Genomic DNA, 20,212 nt, shown 5'->3' on the forward strand with positions numbered 1-20,212 from the left:
TATGAGATTAATTAGTTATGATTAAGTTTTCCGCAAAACGATTTAGTAACGACTTAAATGCGGTTTTGTTTTAAAAAAAATTGAAAACACATTAAAATGTTACGCTACAGGTAAAACTAAACTTTACTAATAAACAAGTGCAGGAATTTATAAATATTTAAAAAACTGGGTTAAATACTAAATTAAAATTTTTCATTATTTAAGATCATCAGCGCGCTTGTGGTAGTTAAATAATCCAAAACTAAGACCGGCTTTTGCAAACCAGGCTGACCGCTGAAAATAGGCATTGTATGTATCTTGTCCATAGTAACCACCCTCTATAAACAATCCGGCTGCACTAAAGCCACGCACCCTGTAGTGCACAGTAGAATGAAAATTTATCCGATCCTGGAATGTTGCTTTGGATAAATTATAAATTGGACCAACATTCATCTGGTTGGTGATAAAACTTGCAAAAAATTCTATTCTAAAGCTTTCTATCGGATTATATCGTGTAATGTCATATATCTTTTTTTGTTCATGATCAACAATGGTGCGTTTATAATTCTTCGAACTTTTGAGAGAATAGAATAAATTAAACTTATTAGTACCATAAACATGATACTTTTCCATTCCAGGTGCCAATCCTGATGATTGTCCATAACCAAATTTTAAATACTGGTTGATGGTATTACCTGCATTTTTAATAAACATGAGTCCATTCAATTCGACTACAAAATCATCACTAAAATTACCGTTGTAGGTATTAAAATATCCTTTTTTCCCCCAAGCTTTATCGGTGCTATTAAACTCTTCTCCATCCTGCCCGTTAGAATGGTGATAACCTTTAACAGAAAAGCCAAAATTATACTTCCGGCCTTGTTTGTAAAGTTTATTATGACTGATGAATAACTCACCTCCGGGCCGGGATGATGCCGTACGCACAGGTAATGAACTATCTCCAACCGATTTGTCATTATTAAAAATCCGGACTTCAAATTCAGGATTGAAATAAAGCGCAAACATGAGGTAACTGCCCTTCTTTTTATTTAAACCTATGGTCCAGTTAAACGGAGAAATATTAATGTATGGGCTTATTTTAGCATCTAAAATTAAGCTTTTCCTGTCAGAAAAATCACTTTTAGTCATCCATCGCTTATTCGCAATAAACGAAGCTTTTGATAAAAAAACAGAAGAGGCAATATCTTCATTGAAACTGAAATTATTCCGGTTTCTATCTACAAAATATTTAATCTTTCCGCTAAGGCTATCATATAAAACGGAATCTAATTCTACAGTCTTATATCCAGGCTTATCCTGTGCAATTGATTTATTGGAAATAAAAAAAATGGCAATTAAGAGGGCAATCGTTGAGGCTTTAATCATGATGTTAATTTTTTATTTAAAAATAACCCCCGTTTAAAACATAGCCAATACCTATCATTGGGTATATTTTATTCTTAAAACCTTATTTTTTCAACTTTCCGACAATCAATCTGGCCGTTTTTGCAGAAGCACCAGGTTTACCCATGAGTAAAAGCAACTCATCGTAATTTTTTAACATCCCGCTCCTGCCAGCTCCTGCCATGATAATTTTAAGCTCTTCATCAACTTTTTGAGTGTTACAATCTTCCTGGATAAGTTCGGTAACAATCTTTTTGTTTACGATCAGGTTAACCAGTGAAATAAACTTAATTTTCACCAGCATCCGTGCAATGGCAATTGATATTGTGCCTCCTTTATAAACCACCACCTGCGGCACTTTAAACAAAGCAGTTTCTAACGTGGCCGTTCCTGAAGCAACAATTGCAGCATGGGCATGGTGCAATAAATTATAGGTATTGTTAAAAAGTAATTGAACTTTTTTGTCGCCCGTAAACTGCTGATAATAACTTTCTGTAAAGGTTGGTGCAGCAGCAATGGCAAATACACAATCGGGATAACTTTCAGTAATGCTTAACATCACCGGGAGTAAACGTTCTATTTCCTGTTTTCTACTGCCGGGCAACAAGGCAATAACTTTTTGGTCTCCCAATTGATGCTTTTCGCGAAAGTTTACATCCGGGGTAAACTGTGCAATTTCATCTAACAGTGGGTTGCCAACGTAATCTACCTGCATTCCCCACTCCTGGTAAAAATCTACTTCGAAGGGCAAGATACAGAACATCTGATCCACAACCTTTTTAATTTTCAGCACCCGTTTCTGGTTCCAGGCCCAAACCTTGGGTGAGATGTAATAACATACTTTTATGCCATTGGCCTTTGCAAATTCAGCAATTTTTAAGTTAAAACCCGGAAAATCGATCAAAATCAAAACATCGGGCTTCCATTTTATGATATCTTCCTTGCAGGCTTTGAGGTTTCTGAAAATGGTACGCAAATTTAAAATCACCTCAGTAAAACCCATAAAGGCCATATCAGCATAATGTTTAACCAGTTCACCTCCTTCGGCTTGCATTTTATCGCCTCCGAAATACCTGAACACCGCTTCGCTATCCTCAGCTTTTAAGGCTTTCATTAAGTTGGTGCCATGTAAATCGCCTGAGGCTTCTCCGGCTACGAGGTAGTACTTCATAATTATAATTTTACAGCAAATCTGTCATTAACGGCAAGATAAAAAGTGATCGTCATTCCCGCGCAGGCGGGAATCTTAAAGCAACTAACATTAGGATCCTGAAATAAATTCAGGATGACGAACCGATCTATTCCGTTTCTGCGTTTAGTCAAAAAACTTTGTATGCAAAAAATACAAAAGCACACAAAAACGTTGCGGCCAATATACCCCTGCCTATATTTTCTTTGTTGTATTTAAAAAAGTATTGCATGGTATAAGCATTTATGGCAATGCCTCCAATGTATAACAAATCTGCTTTTGCCAGGGAAGCCAGATGGTGAATGATGTACCAGGCAATTGAGCAAAATATTACCGGTACAAGCAAACCAATGCCCAAACCTATCCACACCGAATTATTTAATCTTTTTAACCGATCAATCATAATGGCAAGCGCTTAACCTAAATTAATGCCATCGGGTGCCGAAACTTTAGTGCCTGCAGTTTTCGGATCGTTATTACCTATAAAACTCCAGCTGTTTAAAGTTTGTATGGCGTGGTGCGCTGTTAAATCAAACTGAACCGGAACAATAGAAACATAATTGTTCTCCAATGCCCAAACATCGGTATCTTCTCCCTTGTCGAAATTTTCGAAAACACCCGTTAGCCAATAATATGGGCGTTTGTAAGGATCTGTTCTTTCATCAAATTCTTCCATCCACTTGGCATTGGCCTGGCGGCAAATCTTAACCCCTTTTAGGTTGTCGCCTTTCGGGAAATTCACATTTAAGAGCGTACCTTCAGGTAAACCATTCGCTAAAACCTGCTCACAGATATTTTTAATGTATTTTTTGGTATAACTGAAATTGGCATCGGCAGCAAAATCATCGAGAGAGAAACCAATAGATGGAATTCTTTCTATCGCACCCTCTACCGCAGCAGACATGGTACCCGAGTACAGTACATTAATCGAATTATTTAATCCATGGTTAATTCCTGACACACATAAATCAGGTTTTTTACCTTTAAAAATCTTATTTACGGCAATTTTAACACAATCAACCGGGGTACCGCTGCATTTATACATTTCTACGCCTGCATAAAGATCAACCTTATCAAAACGGATCGGTTTACCTATCGTAATGGCATGGCCCATCCCACTTTGAGGGCTATCTGGTGCCACCACCACCACATTGCCGAGCTCTTGCATTACTTGCATTAAATTTTTTATCCCCGTAGCTGTAATCCCATCATCATTTACAACTAAAATATTTGGTTTTGTGCCCTGCTTTGTCATGCCCGTAAAAATACAGATTATAAATTCAAGGCACAATAAACCATCATCTTTATACTAAAACCATTTATTACTGGCTTTTTAGTTTAGAAATTAAAATTATTTCTTTCCCTGCCGGAAAGCATCTATATTTGAACAAATAACTTATTAAAAATGAAGGCTGTATTTGAGATCATACTTAAACTACCAGGTACGCACTCATGATCATAAAACAAAACCAAACAATGAAATTCAAACTATTTACTTTAGCTTGTTTTCTAATTACAGGTTCTTTAGCTAAGGCGCAAACAATCTACCAATGGAAAACAGGAACTTCTGGAGGCTTTACCTACAGATATGTAACTAACGATCCAACCAAAACACGTTTTTATACGTTAAAAAACGGTTTGACTGTAATTTTATCTCAAAACAACAAGGAGCCAAATATTACCTACAAAATGGCGGTAAGAGCGGGCAGTAATACCGATCCGCGCACCAATACCGGTTTGGCACATTACTTAGAACACCTTTTATTTAAAGGAACAGATAAATTTGGAACACTAAATTATGCCAAAGAGAAACCACTTTTAGACAAGATCGAAGCACTTTACGAAACGTACATCAAAACTACCGATCCTGCCAAACGTAAGGAGATTTATAAAGAAATAGACAAAACATCGGGCGAAGCTTCTAACTATTCTATCGCAAACGAATACGATAAAATGATGAAATCGATCGGAAGTAACGCTACCAACGCGCATACCGCTGTAGAAGAAACCGTTTACGAAGAAGACCTTCCATCAAATGCTATCGATAAATTCCTGGCTGTGCAGGCTGAGCGTTTCCGAAATCCTGTATTCCGTATCTTCCATACCGAATTAGAAGCTGTTTACGAAGAGAAAAACATTGGCATGGATAACGATGGTCGTAAAATGTATGAGAAAATGTTATATGCATTGTTTCCAACACATAACTACGGCCAACAGACCACCATTGGTACTGTTGAACATTTGAAAAACCCATCCTTAGTCGAAATCAGAAAATATTACAACAAATATTATGTGCCTAATAATATGGCCTTAATTATGAGTGGCGATATTAATTATGATGATTTAATTAAAAAAATCGACAAAGATTTTGCTTACATGGTTCCTAAACCATTTGCACTTTACAACCCTGCGCCAGAAAAACCATTAACGCAGGTGCAAACGGTTGATATTTACGGTCCAAGTGCCGAAAATATATACGTTGCCTACAGGGGCTTTGCCCAAAATACCCATCAAAGTTTACTTTTAGATTTAATTGGAAGCATTTTATCTAATGGCAAAGCGGGTTTAATGGACATCAACATTAACCAGCAACAAAAAATGTTGCGTGCAGGTGCCGGGTATAACTCCATGAAAGATTATGGAATCTTTATTTTATCTGGTTCTCCGAAAGCCGGACAAAGTTTACAAGATGCCCAAAAATTATTATTAGAGCAGGTAGAATTGCTTAAAAAAGGCGAGTTCGACGAAAGCCTGATTAAAGCAACCGTTGCCAACATTAAATTGGCCGAACTACAAAGTTTTGACAATAACGACGTTCGCGCAGATTTTGCAATGAATGCCTTTATCCAGAACCGTGGCACAGAATGGGATAAAACCTTAGCATCAACCGATGCAATGGCCAAAGTAACCAAAAAGGAAATTGTAGATTTTGCCAACAAGTTTTTCATTAATAACTATGCCGTTATCTTAAAACACAAAGGCGAAGACAAAAGCATTGTTAAAGTAGAAAAACCTACAATTACAGCAGTAAAAACCAATGCTAACGAAGTTTCGGCATTTACCAAAACCATTATTGATGCTCCGGTAAAACCGATCGCACCTAAGTTTTTAGATTATACCAAAGACCTTAATTTTGGTAAAGCAGGTATTGCCGATGTAATTGCCATACAAAATACCGAAAATGGCATTTTCCGTATGGGTTACCGTTTTGATATGGGTTCTTATAACTACAAATTGCTGCCTTATGCTGCACAATACCTATCTTTTTTAAGTACTGATAAATATTCTGCAGAAGATATCAGCAAAGCATTCTATAATATTGCCTGTAGCTATAACATCAATGTAGGTACCGATGTAACTACCGTTTCTATCACCGGTTTACAAGAGAATTTTGATAAGGCGGTGGCTTTACTTGAAGATCTTTTAGCACATTGTAAACCAAACGAAAAAGCTTTAGAAGATTTAAAAGGCCGCTTGTTAAAATCAAGGGAAAACAATAAATTAAATAAATCGTCAATTCTAAGTGGTTTAATGAGTTATGCACAGTATGGTACAGATAATCCTTTTAATTACGGATTAACTAATGATGAGATCAAAAACATGAAATCGGCAGATTTGATTTACATCTTACACAACCTTACCAATTACAAACACACCATTACGTATTACGGGCCTAAAACATTGCCTGCATTTTCTGCTGATATTGTAAAAGCACATCCATTGGCAAAAGAATTTACTGATGCGGCACCGCTTAAGAAATTTGTTTATACCAAAACCGATTCGAACAAAGTTTACTTTGCCGATTACGATATGGTACAGGCAGAAATCCGTTGGGTACGCAATGGCGGCTTATACGATCCGGCTAATGCTGCAAAAATTGATTTATTTAACAACTATTTCGGTGGTGGCATGGGTTCGGTTGTATTCCAAACCATCCGCGAATCTAAAGCATTGGCTTATTCTACTTTTGCGGTATATTCTTCTCCAAACACCAAAGAGAAAGAGAATACAATTATTGCTTATGTAGGCACACAGGCCGACAAAATGAATGAAGCTGTAGCGGGTATGAATGAGTTATTAACCACTTTACCTGAGTCTGATAAATCATTTGCCTTATCTAAAGCCAATACCTTAAACGGTATTGAAACCAGCCGTATTACTAAAGATGGCATTATCTACAGCTACCTGGCAGATAAAAAATTAGGTTTCGATCACGACTCAAGGATTGATGAATATGCCAACTTAAAGCCATTAACGTTTAATGATGTAAAATCATTCCATCAAAGCAACCTCTCGGGCAAGCCATACAACTATTGTGTTGTTGCGTCAGAGAAAAAAATCAACATGGCCGATTTAGCCAAATTTGGTCCGGTAACTAAATTGAGCCTGGAGCAGATTTTTGGATACTAGTTAAGCTGAAAGACCAAAGCTAAAAGTCTAAAGCTGAAAGATCAAAGCGATTCCCGGAAACGGGATCGCTTTTTTTATTTAGGTAAAATAGTTCTTTTATAGAGGATAATCGTTCAAATAAATTGAAATGCCAAATACCAACGCTAGTTCAAAGATGTTTCGCTATGAATATTTAATTATCAATAAAGGTTGGGGAAAGCAGTGTTCCGTAGGTTTGTTCGCATTTCTTCAGGCTTTCCGATCCGATCTTTTTGCCCAATACCTAAACGGCCAGGCCGCAAAAAAGGTTCTTCCCTTCAATCCGGTTTAAAAACGAGATTTGTGGTACTATTAGGGCTGTAAAGCATATACCCCCCATCCATAATTACAGCTAAGCATATTTCAACTCACTCAAAATCTCCTTTATCGAAAATTTAGCGCCGCAAACAAATTCATCAGCGGCTCCGTAGTAAATAGTCAGTTCATCTCCATCAACGATGTGGCCGTTGGTAAACACCACCTCGCCAAAAAAACCATGGAGTTCGTAATCTGCTGTTGGTACCATAATCGGTTCTTCAGTTCTGGCCAGTACTTTCGATGGATCATTTAAATCCATTAAAAAAGCACCCAGGCAATATTGATGTTTATCGTTTGCACCGTGGTAGATTTCGAGCCAGCCTTCTGCGGTTTTTAGGGGTGCTGCACCGGCGCCTACACGGGCACTATCCCAGTGGTTAGGCCTGGTTTTAACAATACACCTGTGTTTGCCCCAATGCATTCCATCGGGAGATTCGGCCAGCCAGATATAATTACCACCCAGCGCCACACTACTAGGCCGGTGTAAAGCATAAAATTTACCGTTAACGCATTCTTCAAATATGGCGCAGTCTTTATTATGAGGTGGGATAATCATGCCGTGTTTCTCAAAACGCTTCCAATCTTTTGTGGTTCTTAATCCAACGCCTACCCCATGCGCAGATACCGAAGTAAAGGTTAAATAGTAGGTGTTATCGATTAAGGATACACGGCAATCTTCAATGCCAAAAGTTTCTTCTTCTCCCTCACCTTGTAATAAAGGATAACCGGCTGGTTGATAAAAATGCACACCATCATCACTGCAAACCAGCCTTAAATGTGATAGTGTGGTTAAATAATCAGCGCCCTGATAATTGATCACCCTCGGATCGCCAGCATCCAGATCGTGATGATTTTCTGCTATGGCTATAATTTCAATTCCATTATCTTTCAATACAGGGAAAGAAATAATACCTTGTTTTTGCTCAGGTCTTTCGGCAACCCGTATTAACAGCCATGTTTTACCCCCGAATGTAAAAACCCCTGGATTTAAAAGACAAACGATTTCCAGTCCTTCCCTACTGGAATTTAGATCTTTTGGACATAAAATTGGGTTTTCGGAAAATCTTCTTGCAATATCGGGCATAAAAAATGTTTTTTAAAGCAAAACAGGCGGCCAAATTGACCGCCTGTTTATCTTATAGAATTGTGACTATAATGAGTTAATCCATTTCACAAGTTCATCTCTTCCCTTGCCGGTTTTTTGTTGCAACTTGCCTAACAATTCATCGTCCTGGCCTTCTTCATGTTTTAAATCATCATCGGTTAAATCTCCATACGCTTGTTTAACCTTACCTTTTATTTCGTTCCACTTTCCTTTTAATTCTAACTTATCCATGCTCGTATTTTTTATGATAAAATATTCTAATTTCTAAATATAGAACAGTTATCGCCTCTTTTTGTTTTGCTTTGAGCTGATAAAACCAAATAACGGCCTGATTTTGCTTTACTCCACAGGGTTTTACAGATATTTTTAAGTATATTAAAAAATCATTTCAACAAACTATTCATATTATTAACTAAACTCCTTAATTTGATGAAAAAACTACTCTTAAGTATGCTTTTGTCTCTCAGTGTAATTTCGTTTGCTTTCGCACAAGGCAAGGTAATTACCGGGAAAGTTACGTCAGCCTCCGGACCAATTCCAGGCGTTAGCGTATTTGTAAAAGGCTCACCAGCTAACGGCACGCAGAGTGATGCCTCGGGAGCCTTTAAAATAACCGTAGCAGAGGATGCTAAAACACTTGTTTTTAGCTTTATTGGTTACAAAACCAAAGAGGTGCCTATTACCGGGCAAAAAATTAACGTAAATCTGGATGAAGAAAACAACACTTTATCAGATGTGGTTGTGGTGGGATACGGTACGCAGAATAAACGGGATGTGACGGGATCGGTAGCCTCTGTTAAATCTAAAGATCTGGAGAACTTACCAGTTACGAGTTTTGAGCAAGCCTTACAAGGAAAGGCAGCAGGCGTGCAAATTGCAGCACAAAATGGAAAATTAGGTCAGGGGATTACCGTTAGGGTAAGGGGTGCTGCATCAGTAACTGCAGGTAGCGAGCCGCTTTACATTGTTGACGGAATCCCGATTACTTCTGGTGATTTTTCCAGTACTACTGCATCAACGAGTGCTTTGGCAGATATAAATACCAATGACATCGAATCAATTGAAGTTTTAAAAGATGCATCGGCATCAGCAATTTATGGTGCAAGGGCTTCAAATGGCGTAGTATTGATTACAACAAAACAAGGTAAGGCAGGCAAAACACTTGTCCAGTTTAATGCATTAGGCGGAGTAAGCTCCCCTTCTAACCATAGGGATTTTTTAAACGCAGAGCAATATGTTCAGCTAGAACGTAGAGCTGGGCAAGGCGCTGCCAACCAGGATTTCCTTAACGGAGATTATGCAACGTTGCAAGAAGCATTAGATGATTACAGTGAAAGTGTAGAAGCCCGTTTGAACCGATATTCGGCTGGCAACAATGATTATCAAACTTATAAGGTGAACACGAACTGGGAAGCTGCTTCTTTTCAAGACAAACCTGTTACGCAACAATACGACCTTAATTTAACAGGTGGCAATGAAAAAACTAAGTTCTACATCGGCGGGCAGGCACTAGATCAGCAAGGAATTGTGATTGGAAACAGTTATAAACGCTACAGCGGCCGATTAAACCTGACTAATAAAGTAACCGACTTTTTAGAAGTAGGTGTTAACCTTAATTTCTCGAACAGCATTAATAACAGGTTATCAAATGATAATGCCTTTTCAAGTCCACTACAATCGGTAGCACTTTCGCCGATTACTCCATTTATCGATCCAAGATCGGGCTTAATAAGTGGAAGTTTGCCTGGAGCAGCTTCAAACTATCCGGTATACTACAATCCATTTATCAGTATAGATAATGCTTTTTATAAAGCAACAGTATACCGAACAATTGGCAAAGCTTTTGCGAATATAAATCTTGCTAAGGGATTAAAATTCAGCACTGATTTTTCTATTGACAACTTAAATCAAAACGAAGAAAGTTATTATGGTTCATTAACTTTTAGAAATACAGGCACATCAAATGGATACGGGCAAAATATTTCAACTTTTGTAATTAATGCCAATACTAATAATTTCTTAAGTTATAATACAACTATCGGGAAAAGTGCTTTTGATGTTATTTTAGGTACAAGTTATCAAAAATCGACCACCAAATACAGCACCATTGAAGGACAGGATTTCCCAAGTGATTCTTACATTAAATTAGGTTCTGCTGCAACTAAAGTGATTGCAACCAGTAATGAAGGTGCTTTTAGCTTTCTGTCTTATTTCTTTAGGGCCAATTATAAATACAACGACCGTTATTTAGTGGGCTTTAGTGTAAGGGCTGATGGTTCATCACGTTTTGGAGCCAACAATAGATATGGATATTTCCCGGCAGGTTCATTGGCCTGGATTGCATCTGAAGAAGATTTCTTAAAACAAAGTGAGACCATCAGTTTATTAAAATTTAGGGCAAGTTACGGTTTAACAGGTAATGCCGAAATTGGTAATTATTCTGCCCGTGGTTTATTCGCTGGAACAGGGGCATATGGTGGTTTGCCTGGGCAGATTCCTTCGCAAATAGCCAATCCGGATTTAACATGGGAAAAAACCAAACAACTCGATATTGGTTTCGACTTCGGCATCTTAAAAAACAGAATAACAGGAGTTTTTGATTTTTACCAAAAAAATACTACCGATTTATTATTGGACGTTCCGATCCCACAAACCACAGGTTTTTCTGTCAAAACCCAAAATTTAGGTTCATTAAAAAATACAGGATTTGAATTGGGCATTAACACCGAAAATTTTGTAGGTGCATTTAAATGGTCAACAGCAATAACAGGAGCAATTAACAACAATAAGATTACAGATTTAGGGGGACAGATTTTAAATAGCAATGAAATAAATGCGGCGATTGCGGGGCAACCGATTGGTGTTTTTTACATCCCAGAATATGCAGGAGTTAACCCAGCTAATGGCGATGCAATTTATTATAAAAACACAGTAGTTGATGGCAATGTAGACAGAAGTACAACAAATAACATTAACGATGCACAACGGATTTTTGCAGGCAACCCAAATCCAAAATATACGTTCGGCTTAAACAACACTTTTTCATACAAGAATTTCGATTTAGGTATATTTTTTCAAGGTGTAAAAGGCAATAAAATCTTTAATGCTGGTGGTCAGTACATGAGCGCTAATGGCTCAAACGGCTATGATAATCAAACTGTAGACCAAATGAGCTATTGGAACAAACCAGGTGATATTACATCTGTTCCAGAGCCACGTTTGTTTGCTGGTAATGGCATTGGAAACTCGACCAGGTATTTATCTGATGGCTCTTATGTCAGGCTAAAAACGTTAACACTTGGTTATAATTTCCCTACTTCAATATTAACTAAAATTAAATTAAGCAAATTAAGGTTATATGCTACGGCTCAAAATCTGCTTACCATAACAGGATATAAAGGCTGGGATCCAGAGGTTAATGCCGATTATCAATCCACAAACATTAATCAAGGTGTAGATTTTTACTCAGCACCACAACCACGTGTAATTTCATTTGGTATTAACATCGGCCTATAATTAAAAAAAAATCAAAATGAAAAAGACATATATAAATAATATCATATTTGCTTGCATGTTTTTGATGGCTTTATCTTCGTGCAAAAAACCGCTTGATATAAATCCTATTGATACCGTTGATCAAAAAAATGCTTTGATCACTTCAAAAGACGTTGAGGGTGCACTGGTTGGTGCATATTCAGATCTTGGTAGCCGTAATTTTTTTGGTGGACGTCCACTCTTGATGACTGATTTCTTAGCAAATACTGACGCTATTGAATGGTTTGGAACCTACGAGGAACTGACCCAGGCCATCAATAAAAAGCTTTTAAAAACAAATAGCTATGTTGATAACGTATGGGCTGCAGGATATACCGCAATTAATGATGCCAATAATGTAATTGCTGCCCTTGATAAAGTAGAACCTGAAAAAAAGAGTAGAGTAGAAGGAGAAGCTAAATTTATCCGGGGGTCAGCATATTTCGAACTCGTTAGGGTATTTGCAAAAGCCTACAATGATGGTTCTCCAGGCACGAATTTGGGAGTACCAATTGTGTTAACTCCAACTAACCTCATAAGCGAAGCGAATTATGTAAGTAGGGCTACTGTAGCTGCCGTTTACAATCAGGCGATAACCGATTTAACAGATGCAGAAGCTAAACTTCCGGCTACTAATGGTTTTTTCGCAACTAAATCTGCAGCAGCTGCAATGCTAGCGAGACTTTATTTACAAATGGGTAATTACAGCGCGGCCGGGTCAGCCGCAAACCGGGTAATTGCTTCTGGAAATTATCAACTAACAGGTACATACCTTGCTGCTTTCCCTAAAATGCCAGAAAGTGGAAGGCCCGCAAGACCTGGAGACAATTCTACTGAAGATGTTTTTGCTGTGCAAGTAACAACGCTTACCGGATTTAATGGTTTTAATGAGTTTTATGGTTCATCAACTTTTGGTGGACGTGGAGATGCCGTGATATCACAAGATTGGATTGATGAGACTTATGCTCCAGATGATGACAGGATTAATGCTTTTTATGACGATGACGACATGTTTACGGCAAAATTCGGGAATCAATTCGGGAATGTTCCGGTTATTAGGCTGGCAGAAATGTATTTAATCAGGGCAGAATCTAATGCACGCTTAGCTCCTGCAGCACCAATTGGCAGTATAACACCACTACAAGATCTAACTACAGTTAGAGATAGGGTTGGCTTAACCACAACTACTGCTACTTTAGCAGATATCCTTAATGAAAGGAAACTTGAATTTGCTTTTGAGGGATTTTCGCTACACGATGCTAAAAGAACACAAACAAATATTGGAAACATACCATGGAATTCTACCAGCTTAGTATTCCCGATTCCACAAAGGGAGATTGATGCCAACAAAAATCTGGTTCAAAACCCAGGTTATTGAAAAATATACTGATTTTGTAGTTTCCCAAAAAGCCAGAAGCTTTTTGGGAAACTTTTATTTACAGCAGTTTTAAATTTAGTCTTCAAAATCAATACAGTGCCCCCGATATGAGATTCCAATCATTATTTGAATAAATACACTGAAAAACAGCACCTTAAAACCTGTAAAAGCCTATTTTTCGGTATCGAATTTACCACATTTACAGATATAATCCGAGAACAGATAGGTTTGCGTTACCGTTGAACAAGGATTTGTATATTCAATTTTTATTTCATAATCTTTGCAGGTATTAGGCGTTGCAAATCCGTTTATTATATAAGTACGTCCTCCAGTTTGTTGTAAACTAAAACTACCATTTGGCAAAACACGCCTGTACCATTTAAAGTCTGTTGTATTATATGCCCCTATAATAGTATGCCTGTTTTGGGGAAAATAACAGTCATCGTTAAGATAGACACTCCTGTTTTCAGTGTTAACAACTCCATATGAAACGTCAATAGAATCTCTAATTAGTTGTCCACACGAGAGAGAAATATTTGCAATCAGAAACGCCCGACCATTGGTACCGTTATAAGCAATTTCCGCACTTGTATTCGAGTTATTAATAACAGACGCTATACTTGGATTAGAAATAGTCCAGTTGATAGTAGCGTCTCCAAGTGATGCTAAAGAAAATATTGAATTATTACAATTTGAGCTTACTCGATTTATTATGGCTTTAATTCCATAAATAGCTCTGATACCATTCAAATCATCCTGTGCTAGATTTCTTTTAGTTCCACTGTAAAAAGCATTCATGGTTGCACAAGATTCGTTGCTATGGTCTAATCCTAAGGTATGGCCAATTTCATGTATAGCAACGCTCATTAAATCAATTCCAAATAGCGGAGATAAAGACCAATTCTCATCATCGTCAAAATGTAAAATAACGTGACTAGCATTAGAAGTGTAGTATGAGGCATGTGCCAAAACACCACTAGCACCATCGAAAGCATTACCTGCTCCGTCTCCGTGATTGCCCACATACCATCCTATTCTGATATCTCCCCCACTTGATACTTCTGTAAAAGACAAGTTTGTAACATTAGAAATTAGACCAAAAGCATCGCGTATAGCCTGAAATTCGTCGTTATTTGGAATATCTGCTGTGCCATTATCAAATGAATAGGTAAGATTTGATTTATTCCATTTACTACCCGGAAACACAACATATCGTGGAGAAGTTTCACCCACAATGATAGGGCCGTTATCGATTTTTACACCAGTTCCATTTTCAGTTGCTTTTTTTTCAATTGTTTTATCTTTTTGACAGGAACCATACAAAAGAATTGCCGCGCATATAAGCAGCAAGAAAGATTTTTTCTTCATAGTTAATTTAGACTAGCGTGTTACCAAACAAATATAAACACAAATAACTACAAATCAAGAACTTACAACACAAAAAAAATCATAACAGCAAATAAAAAAAGTCATTAAAAAAATAACACCAAAGATCTAATACCATAAACCAGAATTCCGATTTCATCGCAAATCTATATTTCGCTTTTCAAGTATCAATTAAAAACCCTCAATTCATGTAAACAAGAAAGAGGCTGTCTCATAAATTGTAATTCAATTGAATTTGTCATGTTGAGCCTGTCGAAACGCCTTGTAAGACATTAAAACAGGTCCTTCGACAAGCTCAGGATGACAATTCTATATTTATGAGAAGCCTCTTCTTCATTATAAAAACTATTATTAAAGCTTCTTAGCAGCTTCAATAATTTCTTCTACCACTCCCGGATCAAGCAAGGTAGAAGTATCGCCTAAATTAGCTGTATCTCCTTCAGCAATTTTACGCAGAATCCTACGCATAATTTTTCCCGAACGTGTTTTGGGTAAACCAGAAACAAACAATATTTTATCAGGCTTGGCAATCGCGCCAATTACGCGGGTAACCGTTTGTAATATATCTTTTTTAGATAATTCTGCTTCACTATGCATTTCCGGGTAGATTACAAAAGCATAAATCCCCTGCCCTTTTACATCGTGCGGATAACCCACAACTGCACTTTCTACCACCCCGGCATGCATGTTAATGGCATTTTCTACTTCAGCGGTGCCAATCCTATGCCCCGAAACGTTTAATACATCATCAACACGACCGGTAATCCGATAATAACCATCTTCATCACGCAAACAGCCATCACCAGTAAAGTATAAATTCTCGTAAGTAGAAAAATAAGTCTGTTTACAACGCTCGTGGTCGCCGTAAGTAGTACGTAACATGCCCGGCCAGGGGAATTTAATACACAGATTTCCCATTACGCCATTTCCTTCAATTTCATTTCCGTTTTCATCTACCAAAATCGGTTGAATACCCGGTAAAGGCAATGTGGCAAAGCTAGGTTTGGTAGGTGTGACGGTAGCAATAGGCGAAATCATAATCCCTCCGGTTTCTGTCTGCCACCAGGTATCAACAATAGGCGCTTTGCCATGACCGATTTTCTCATCGAACCAATGCCATGCCTCTTCATTAATGGGTTCTCCTACCGAGCCTAAAACGCGGATTGAGCTTAGATCTTTGCCGTTTAAGGGATCTTCACCAAAACTCATTAAAGAACGGATGGCTGTAGGCGCGGTATATAAGGTATTTACTTTGTGTTTTTCTACAATATCCCAAAAGCGAGATGGGCTTGGGTAAGTCGGGATCCCTTCGAAAAGCACAGAAGTTGCACCTTGTGAAAGCGGTCCGTAAATGATATAAGAGTGACCGGTAATCCAGCCAATATCGGCTGTACAAAAATAAACCTCACCAGGCTGGTAATTAAACACATTAGAGAAGGTATAACCCGCATAAACCATATAACCTCCACAGGTATGCACCACACCTTTGGGTTTGCCTGTAGAACCAGATGTGTAGAGAATGAATAACATATCTTCTGCATCCATTTCTTCCGCTTCACAGATATCATTTACGTGTTTAACTTCATCTTCCCACCATACATCCCTGCCTTTCAGCATGGAAACAGGTGTACGAACGTGGGTTAATACAATACATTTTTCTACGGTTGGGCAACCAATTAAGGCATCGTCAATTACATCTTTTAAAGGAATCTGCTTGTTGCCACGATAAGAACCATCGGCCGTAATAACCACCTTACACTGCGAATCGTTAATCCTGTCGGCGATAGATTTAGCAGAAAATCCGCCAAAAATTACCGAGTGAACAGCACCAATCCGGGCACAGGCCAAAACAGCAATAGCCAGTTCCGGCACCATTGGCATGTAAATACAAATACGGTCGCCCTTTTTGGCACCATTACGTTTTAAAACGTTGGCAAAACGGCAAACACGCTCATGCAACATTTTATAAGTATAAGTAACACTTTCTTCTTCCGGGTTATTGGGTTCCCAAACAATGGCTGGTTTATCTCCATTGGTAGCCAAATGCCGGTCTAAACAATTTTCGGTGATATTAAGTTTAGCACCTTCAAACCACTTGATATTTGGTTCGTTAAAGTTCCAGGATAATACCTTGAACCATGGCTTGCGCCATTGAAAGTTCTGCGCCACTTCGCCCCAAAACTGCTCAGGGTTTTCTACGCTTTTCTTATAATCTTCTTCGTATTGCTTGAAAGATGTAATTTGCATTGCTCGTTCTTATGTATTGTATTAGTGGGGCTAATTTAAATAAATAATAATAAGGAGAAATAGTCTAATCGTATCAAAATGAATATCGAACGTTTGATTTGCAATATTTATTTTTAATCCAGGTAAGATCTGAAGATTTTAATATCGGGCATTAACAACCATTACACAAACCTTCTCCACTTATTGAAGAATAATTATAAAAATAATTAGCTAGGCTATTGCTGTTTACAATTATTATTCAGATATTTGCACACTCTTAAAAAAATTAAGCGGACGATATTAACAACTATATTTACAAGTCATGTCAAGAGTTTGTGATTTAACAGGAAAAAAAGCAATGGTAGGTAACAACGTTTCTCACTCAAACGTTAAAACCAAACGCAAATTTTACCCAAACCTACAACTTCAGAAATTTTATATTCCTGAAGAAAACCGTTGGATTACGTTGAAAGTTTCTACTTCAGCGATTAAAACCATCAATAAAGTGGGCATTAGCGAAGCAATTAACCGTTTCGTAAAAAAAGGATTTTTGTAAAAAACATTAACTGTTGAGATTAACAGTTTTCAATTTATATTAAAATGGCAAAAAAAGGTAACAGAGTTCAGGTTATTTTAGAATGTACTGAACATAAAGAAAGTGGCATGCCAGGTATGTCTAGATATATTTCTACCAAAAACCGTAAAAACACTACTGAAAGATTAGAATTGAAAAAATTCAATCCGGTATTGAGAAAAGTAACCGTACATAAAGAAATTAAATAGGTTAAGAATAAAAGACCAAAGCTTAAAGACTAATGCATTTGCAAGTCTCAAATCTAATGTCTGATATCTCAAATCTAATAATTAAAATTATAAGAACATGGCAAAGAAAGTAGTTGCAACCCTTAAAACAGGTACAGGTAAAGAATATTCGAAAGTAATTACAATGGTAAAATCACCAAAAACTGGTGCTTACTCATTCAAAGAACTTATCGTACACAACGACCACGTAAAAGATGCTATTGCATCTAAATAAGGTTAATATTTTTTAATATTAAAAATATTAAAGGCCGTTCCGTTTTAACCGGAAGGGCTTTTTTTGTTAGTGAAATTTACCTTAGGAAATAATTGATTATCTTTGAAAAAAGCATAACCATGGAAGCGTATAAGTTTAAAGCAAAAGTTTCTGAAAACGGAACTATTGTTGTTCCTGACGGATTTGATATAAAAAACAAAGAAGTTGAGGTGATTATTTTGGATGAAGTAATTCAAAATGCACCAAAAAAGAAGATGAAAGATTTTCTTGAAAAATTTTCCGGAGTCTTGGAAGGGATTGATCCGGATACAGCTAAATACGACTATCTTATGGACAAGCATAAGTAAATGAATATTCTATTTGACACTAATATTTTTATAGATATAAGTCTTAAAAGGCATCCTTTTTTTGATGATTCTTTCAAGGCTCTGACCAAAATTGATGACACAAATATAAATGGATTCATTTTGGCTTCAACTTTTACTGATATATATTACATCTGCAAAAAAAACATAGGTCACGCTAAAACAATAGATATTCTTCTTACGCTTATAAGTACGATAAATATTCTTGGCATTAATAAAGATACAATCATCTTCGCAATCCATTCTAATTTTTCAGATTTTGAGGATGCAGTACAAAATGCTGCTGCAGAACTAAATCAGATTGATCTTATTATAACCAGAAATACAAAAGATTTCAAAGGCGGTAAAATACCTGCACAAACACCTACCGATTTCCTAAAAAAAACATACAAATAACTAATGGGTTTATTCGATTTTTTCAAAAAGAAAGAAACTGCACCTGAAGCTCAGGAAGCACTGGATAAAGGTTTAGAGAAAACTAAAGACGGTTTCTTTAATAAAATTACCAAAGCTGTAGCAGGAAAATCTTCTGTTGATGATGAAGTGCTCGATAATCTGGAAGAAGTTCTGGTAACTTCTGATGTAGGCGTAAGTACCACCTTAAAAATTATCAAACGGATCGAAGAGCGTGTTGCCAAAGATAAATATCTTAACACCTCTGAACTCAACTTTATTCTACGTGATGAGATCCAGTTGCTTTTATCTGAAAACAACAGTAACGATTTCCGTCAGTTCGAATATGGCGACCATAAACCTTATGTAATTATGGTGGTTGGCGTAAATGGTGTGGGCAAAACCACCACCATTGGGAAGCTGTCGCATAAACTTAAAGAATCGGGGCTAAAAGTAGTATTAGGTGCTGCCGATACCTTTAGGGCTGCGGCCGTTGAACAGATTAAACTTTGGGGCGAACGCGTTGGCGTAAGGGTGGTGGCACAGGCTATGGGATCTGATCCTGCTTCAGTGGCTTTTGACACTTTACAATCGGCCGTTGCCAGTAACGAAGATGTCGTAATTATCGATACCGCTGGCCGTTTACACAATAAAATCGGCTTAATGAACGAGCTGGGTAAAATTAAACAGGTAATGCAAAAGGTAGTACCAGGTGCACCGCACGAAATTTTACTGGTATTAGATGCCTCGACCGGACAAAATGCCTTTGAACAATGCAAACAGTTTACCGAAGCTACTGATGTGAATGCATTAGCCATTACAAAATTAGACGGAACGGCAAAAGGCGGTGTAGTAATCGGAATTTCTGATCAATTCAGAATTCCTGTTAAATATATCGGTGTAGGAGAAAAAATAGGCGATTTACAGCTTTTTGATAAGAAAGAGTTTGTGAATAGTTTATTTAAATAACACTTCGTGGTTGATTTCACCGATTTAAGTGATTACGCCGATTAGTGGATTTCACAGATTTTATATAGATTTATATATGATCGAATATGAAAAAGACACCTTAACACAAACCATTATAGGCTGTTGTTATGAAGTTCATAATCAGTTAGGTCCGGGATTTCTGGAGAAAATATACGTTAATGCGCTAAAAATTAAACTTCAACAGGCAGGTTTAAATTACACGGCAGAAAAAGAATTCAGTGTTGTATTTGAAAACATTGTAATAGGAAAATTCAGATGTGATCTTTTTGTTGAAAATAAAGTAATTGTAGAATTAAAATCGGTTACAGGATATCAACCTAAGTTATTTCAAAGTCAACTTATATCATACTTAAAAGCGAGCAAAATTAAAACCGGATTATTGATTAACTTTGGAAACACAAGCTGTGAGGTAAAACGCTTATCTATTTAGCAGCACAATAGGCATAAAAACCTTAATCTATTAATCCAATCATAAGATTAA

At 37.2% G+C, this 20,212-nt stretch carries 18 protein-coding genes; 10 read left to right on the plus strand and 8 right to left on the minus strand.

Features of this window, described 5'->3' with window-relative positions; genetic code table 11:
• Positions 1-195 precede the first annotated feature (195 nt).
• From BCL90_RS09515 to surE, 4 genes are all read right to left on the minus strand, one after another.
• Positions 196-1,365 carry a hypothetical protein gene (locus BCL90_RS09515; RefSeq protein WP_121283782.1) on the minus strand — a complete coding sequence of 390 codons (1,170 nt, stop codon included), beginning with the start codon at positions 1,363-1,365 and terminating at the stop codon, positions 196-198.
• A gap of 82 nt (positions 1,366-1,447) precedes the next feature.
• Entirely contained in the window at positions 1,448-2,554 is a 1,107-nt protein-coding gene (gene lpxB, locus BCL90_RS09520; protein WP_121283783.1) for a lipid-A-disaccharide synthase, read from the minus strand.
• A 148-nt stretch (positions 2,555-2,702) separates the two neighbouring features.
• Complete coding sequence (locus BCL90_RS09525; protein ID WP_121283784.1) at positions 2,703-2,975, minus strand: stationary phase survival protein SurE; 273 nt, start codon at positions 2,973-2,975, stop codon at positions 2,703-2,705.
• Between the two features lie 12 nt (positions 2,976-2,987).
• A complete protein-coding gene (gene surE / locus BCL90_RS09530; RefSeq protein ID WP_121283785.1) occupies positions 2,988-3,827 on the minus strand; it encodes a 5'/3'-nucleotidase SurE in 840 nt (279 codons plus the stop codon).
• Positions 3,828-4,048: 221 nt separating this feature from the next.
• On the opposite strand from surE, the gene BCL90_RS09535 reads away from it, so the two are divergent.
• Positions 4,049-6,982, plus strand: coding sequence for a M16 family metallopeptidase (locus BCL90_RS09535; protein ID WP_121284580.1), 2,934 nt, complete (start codon positions 4,049-4,051; stop codon positions 6,980-6,982).
• A gap of 370 nt (positions 6,983-7,352) precedes the next feature.
• Here BCL90_RS09535 and BCL90_RS09545 read toward each other — a convergent pair whose 3' ends face one another.
• Positions 7,353-8,402, minus strand: coding sequence for a glycoside hydrolase family 130 protein (locus tag BCL90_RS09545; protein ID WP_121283787.1), 1,050 nt, complete (start codon positions 8,400-8,402; stop codon positions 7,353-7,355).
• A 66-nt stretch (positions 8,403-8,468) separates the two neighbouring features.
• Positions 8,469-8,654 (minus strand): CsbD family protein, encoded by a 186-nt coding sequence (locus BCL90_RS09550; protein WP_121283788.1) that lies wholly within the window; start codon positions 8,652-8,654, stop codon positions 8,469-8,471.
• Positions 8,655-8,852: 198 nt separating this feature from the next.
• Here BCL90_RS09550 and BCL90_RS09555 point away from each other — a divergent pair, with 198 nt between their 5' ends.
• Positions 8,853-11,939, plus strand: coding sequence for a SusC/RagA family TonB-linked outer membrane protein (locus BCL90_RS09555; RefSeq protein WP_121283789.1), 3,087 nt, complete (start codon positions 8,853-8,855; stop codon positions 11,937-11,939).
• 16 nt (positions 11,940-11,955) lie between these two features.
• Entirely contained in the window at positions 11,956-13,335 is a 1,380-nt protein-coding gene (locus tag BCL90_RS09560; RefSeq protein ID WP_208529791.1) for a RagB/SusD family nutrient uptake outer membrane protein, read from the plus strand.
• 171 nt (positions 13,336-13,506) lie between these two features.
• Here BCL90_RS09560 and BCL90_RS09565 read toward each other — a convergent pair whose 3' ends face one another.
• Both BCL90_RS09565 and acs read right to left on the minus strand, forming a co-directional pair.
• Positions 13,507-14,703: a M10 family metallopeptidase domain-containing protein gene (locus tag BCL90_RS09565; RefSeq protein ID WP_121283790.1), complete on the minus strand. Its 1,197-nt coding sequence runs from the start codon at positions 14,701-14,703 to the stop codon at positions 13,507-13,509.
• Between the two features lie 369 nt (positions 14,704-15,072).
• Entirely contained in the window at positions 15,073-16,968 is a 1,896-nt protein-coding gene (gene acs / locus BCL90_RS09570) for an acetate--CoA ligase (RefSeq protein ID WP_121283791.1), read from the minus strand.
• 301 nt (positions 16,969-17,269) lie between these two features.
• Here acs and rpmB point away from each other — a divergent pair, with 301 nt between their 5' ends.
• The 7 genes from rpmB to BCL90_RS09605 all read left to right on the plus strand — a co-directional run bounded on the left by rpmB (position 17,270) and on the right by BCL90_RS09605 (position 20,161).
• Positions 17,270-17,503 (plus strand): 50S ribosomal protein L28, encoded by a 234-nt coding sequence (gene rpmB / locus BCL90_RS09575; protein WP_025145121.1) that lies wholly within the window; start codon positions 17,270-17,272, stop codon positions 17,501-17,503.
• Between the two features lie 44 nt (positions 17,504-17,547).
• Positions 17,548-17,730, plus strand: a complete 183-nt coding sequence (gene rpmG / locus BCL90_RS09580; RefSeq protein ID WP_010599807.1) for a 50S ribosomal protein L33 — start codon at positions 17,548-17,550, stop codon at positions 17,728-17,730.
• 97 nt (positions 17,731-17,827) lie between these two features.
• Positions 17,828-17,983 (plus strand): DUF4295 domain-containing protein, encoded by a 156-nt coding sequence (locus BCL90_RS09585; protein ID WP_010599808.1) that lies wholly within the window; start codon positions 17,828-17,830, stop codon positions 17,981-17,983.
• A gap of 119 nt (positions 17,984-18,102) precedes the next feature.
• Complete coding sequence (locus BCL90_RS09590) at positions 18,103-18,330, plus strand: hypothetical protein (protein WP_121283792.1); 228 nt, start codon at positions 18,103-18,105, stop codon at positions 18,328-18,330.
• Positions 18,331-18,744 (plus strand): type II toxin-antitoxin system VapC family toxin, encoded by a 414-nt coding sequence (locus BCL90_RS09595; protein ID WP_121283793.1) that lies wholly within the window; start codon positions 18,331-18,333, stop codon positions 18,742-18,744.
• A 3-nt stretch (positions 18,745-18,747) separates the two neighbouring features.
• Entirely contained in the window at positions 18,748-19,710 is a 963-nt protein-coding gene (gene ftsY, locus BCL90_RS09600) for a signal recognition particle-docking protein FtsY (RefSeq protein WP_121283794.1), read from the plus strand.
• 76 nt (positions 19,711-19,786) lie between these two features.
• Positions 19,787-20,161 carry a GxxExxY protein gene (locus BCL90_RS09605; protein ID WP_121283795.1) on the plus strand — a complete coding sequence of 125 codons (375 nt, stop codon included), beginning with the start codon at positions 19,787-19,789 and terminating at the stop codon, positions 20,159-20,161.
• Positions 20,162-20,212 lie beyond the last annotated feature (51 nt).

Source organism: Pedobacter alluvionis (genome assembly GCF_003664035.1).
Taxonomy (GTDB): domain Bacteria; phylum Bacteroidota; class Bacteroidia; order Sphingobacteriales; family Sphingobacteriaceae; genus Pedobacter; species Pedobacter alluvionis.

Excerpts from the sequence above, each read along its gene's own strand:
- BCL90_RS09515 (WP_121283782.1), bottom strand. The coding sequence starts at position 1,365 with ATGATTAAAGCCTCAACGATTGCCCTCTTAATTGCCATTTTTTTTATT.
- lpxB (WP_121283783.1), bottom strand. The coding sequence starts at position 2,554 with ATGAAGTACTACCTCGTAGCCGGAGAAGCCTCAGGCGATTTACATGGC.
- BCL90_RS09525 (WP_121283784.1), bottom strand. The coding sequence starts at position 2,975 with ATGATTGATCGGTTAAAAAGATTAAATAATTCGGTGTGGATAGGTTTG.
- surE (WP_121283785.1), bottom strand. The coding sequence starts at position 3,827 with ATGACAAAGCAGGGCACAAAACCAAATATTTTAGTTGTAAATGATGAT.
- BCL90_RS09535 (WP_121284580.1), top strand. The coding sequence starts at position 4,049 with ATGAAATTCAAACTATTTACTTTAGCTTGTTTTCTAATTACAGGTTCT.
- BCL90_RS09545 (WP_121283787.1), bottom strand. The coding sequence starts at position 8,402 with ATGCCCGATATTGCAAGAAGATTTTCCGAAAACCCAATTTTATGTCCA.
- BCL90_RS09550 (WP_121283788.1), bottom strand. The coding sequence starts at position 8,654 with ATGGATAAGTTAGAATTAAAAGGAAAGTGGAACGAAATAAAAGGTAAG.
- BCL90_RS09555 (WP_121283789.1), top strand. The coding sequence starts at position 8,853 with ATGAAAAAACTACTCTTAAGTATGCTTTTGTCTCTCAGTGTAATTTCG.
- BCL90_RS09560 (WP_208529791.1), top strand. The coding sequence starts at position 11,956 with ATGAAAAAGACATATATAAATAATATCATATTTGCTTGCATGTTTTTG.
- BCL90_RS09565 (WP_121283790.1), bottom strand. The coding sequence starts at position 14,703 with ATGAAGAAAAAATCTTTCTTGCTGCTTATATGCGCGGCAATTCTTTTG.
- acs (WP_121283791.1), bottom strand. The coding sequence starts at position 16,968 with ATGCAAATTACATCTTTCAAGCAATACGAAGAAGATTATAAGAAAAGC.
- rpmB (WP_025145121.1), top strand. The coding sequence starts at position 17,270 with ATGTCAAGAGTTTGTGATTTAACAGGAAAAAAAGCAATGGTAGGTAAC.
- rpmG (WP_010599807.1), top strand. The coding sequence starts at position 17,548 with ATGGCAAAAAAAGGTAACAGAGTTCAGGTTATTTTAGAATGTACTGAA.
- BCL90_RS09585 (WP_010599808.1), top strand. The coding sequence starts at position 17,828 with ATGGCAAAGAAAGTAGTTGCAACCCTTAAAACAGGTACAGGTAAAGAA.
- BCL90_RS09590 (WP_121283792.1), top strand. The coding sequence starts at position 18,103 with ATGGAAGCGTATAAGTTTAAAGCAAAAGTTTCTGAAAACGGAACTATT.
- BCL90_RS09595 (WP_121283793.1), top strand. The coding sequence starts at position 18,331 with ATGAATATTCTATTTGACACTAATATTTTTATAGATATAAGTCTTAAA.
- ftsY (WP_121283794.1), top strand. The coding sequence starts at position 18,748 with ATGGGTTTATTCGATTTTTTCAAAAAGAAAGAAACTGCACCTGAAGCT.
- BCL90_RS09605 (WP_121283795.1), top strand. The coding sequence starts at position 19,787 with ATGATCGAATATGAAAAAGACACCTTAACACAAACCATTATAGGCTGT.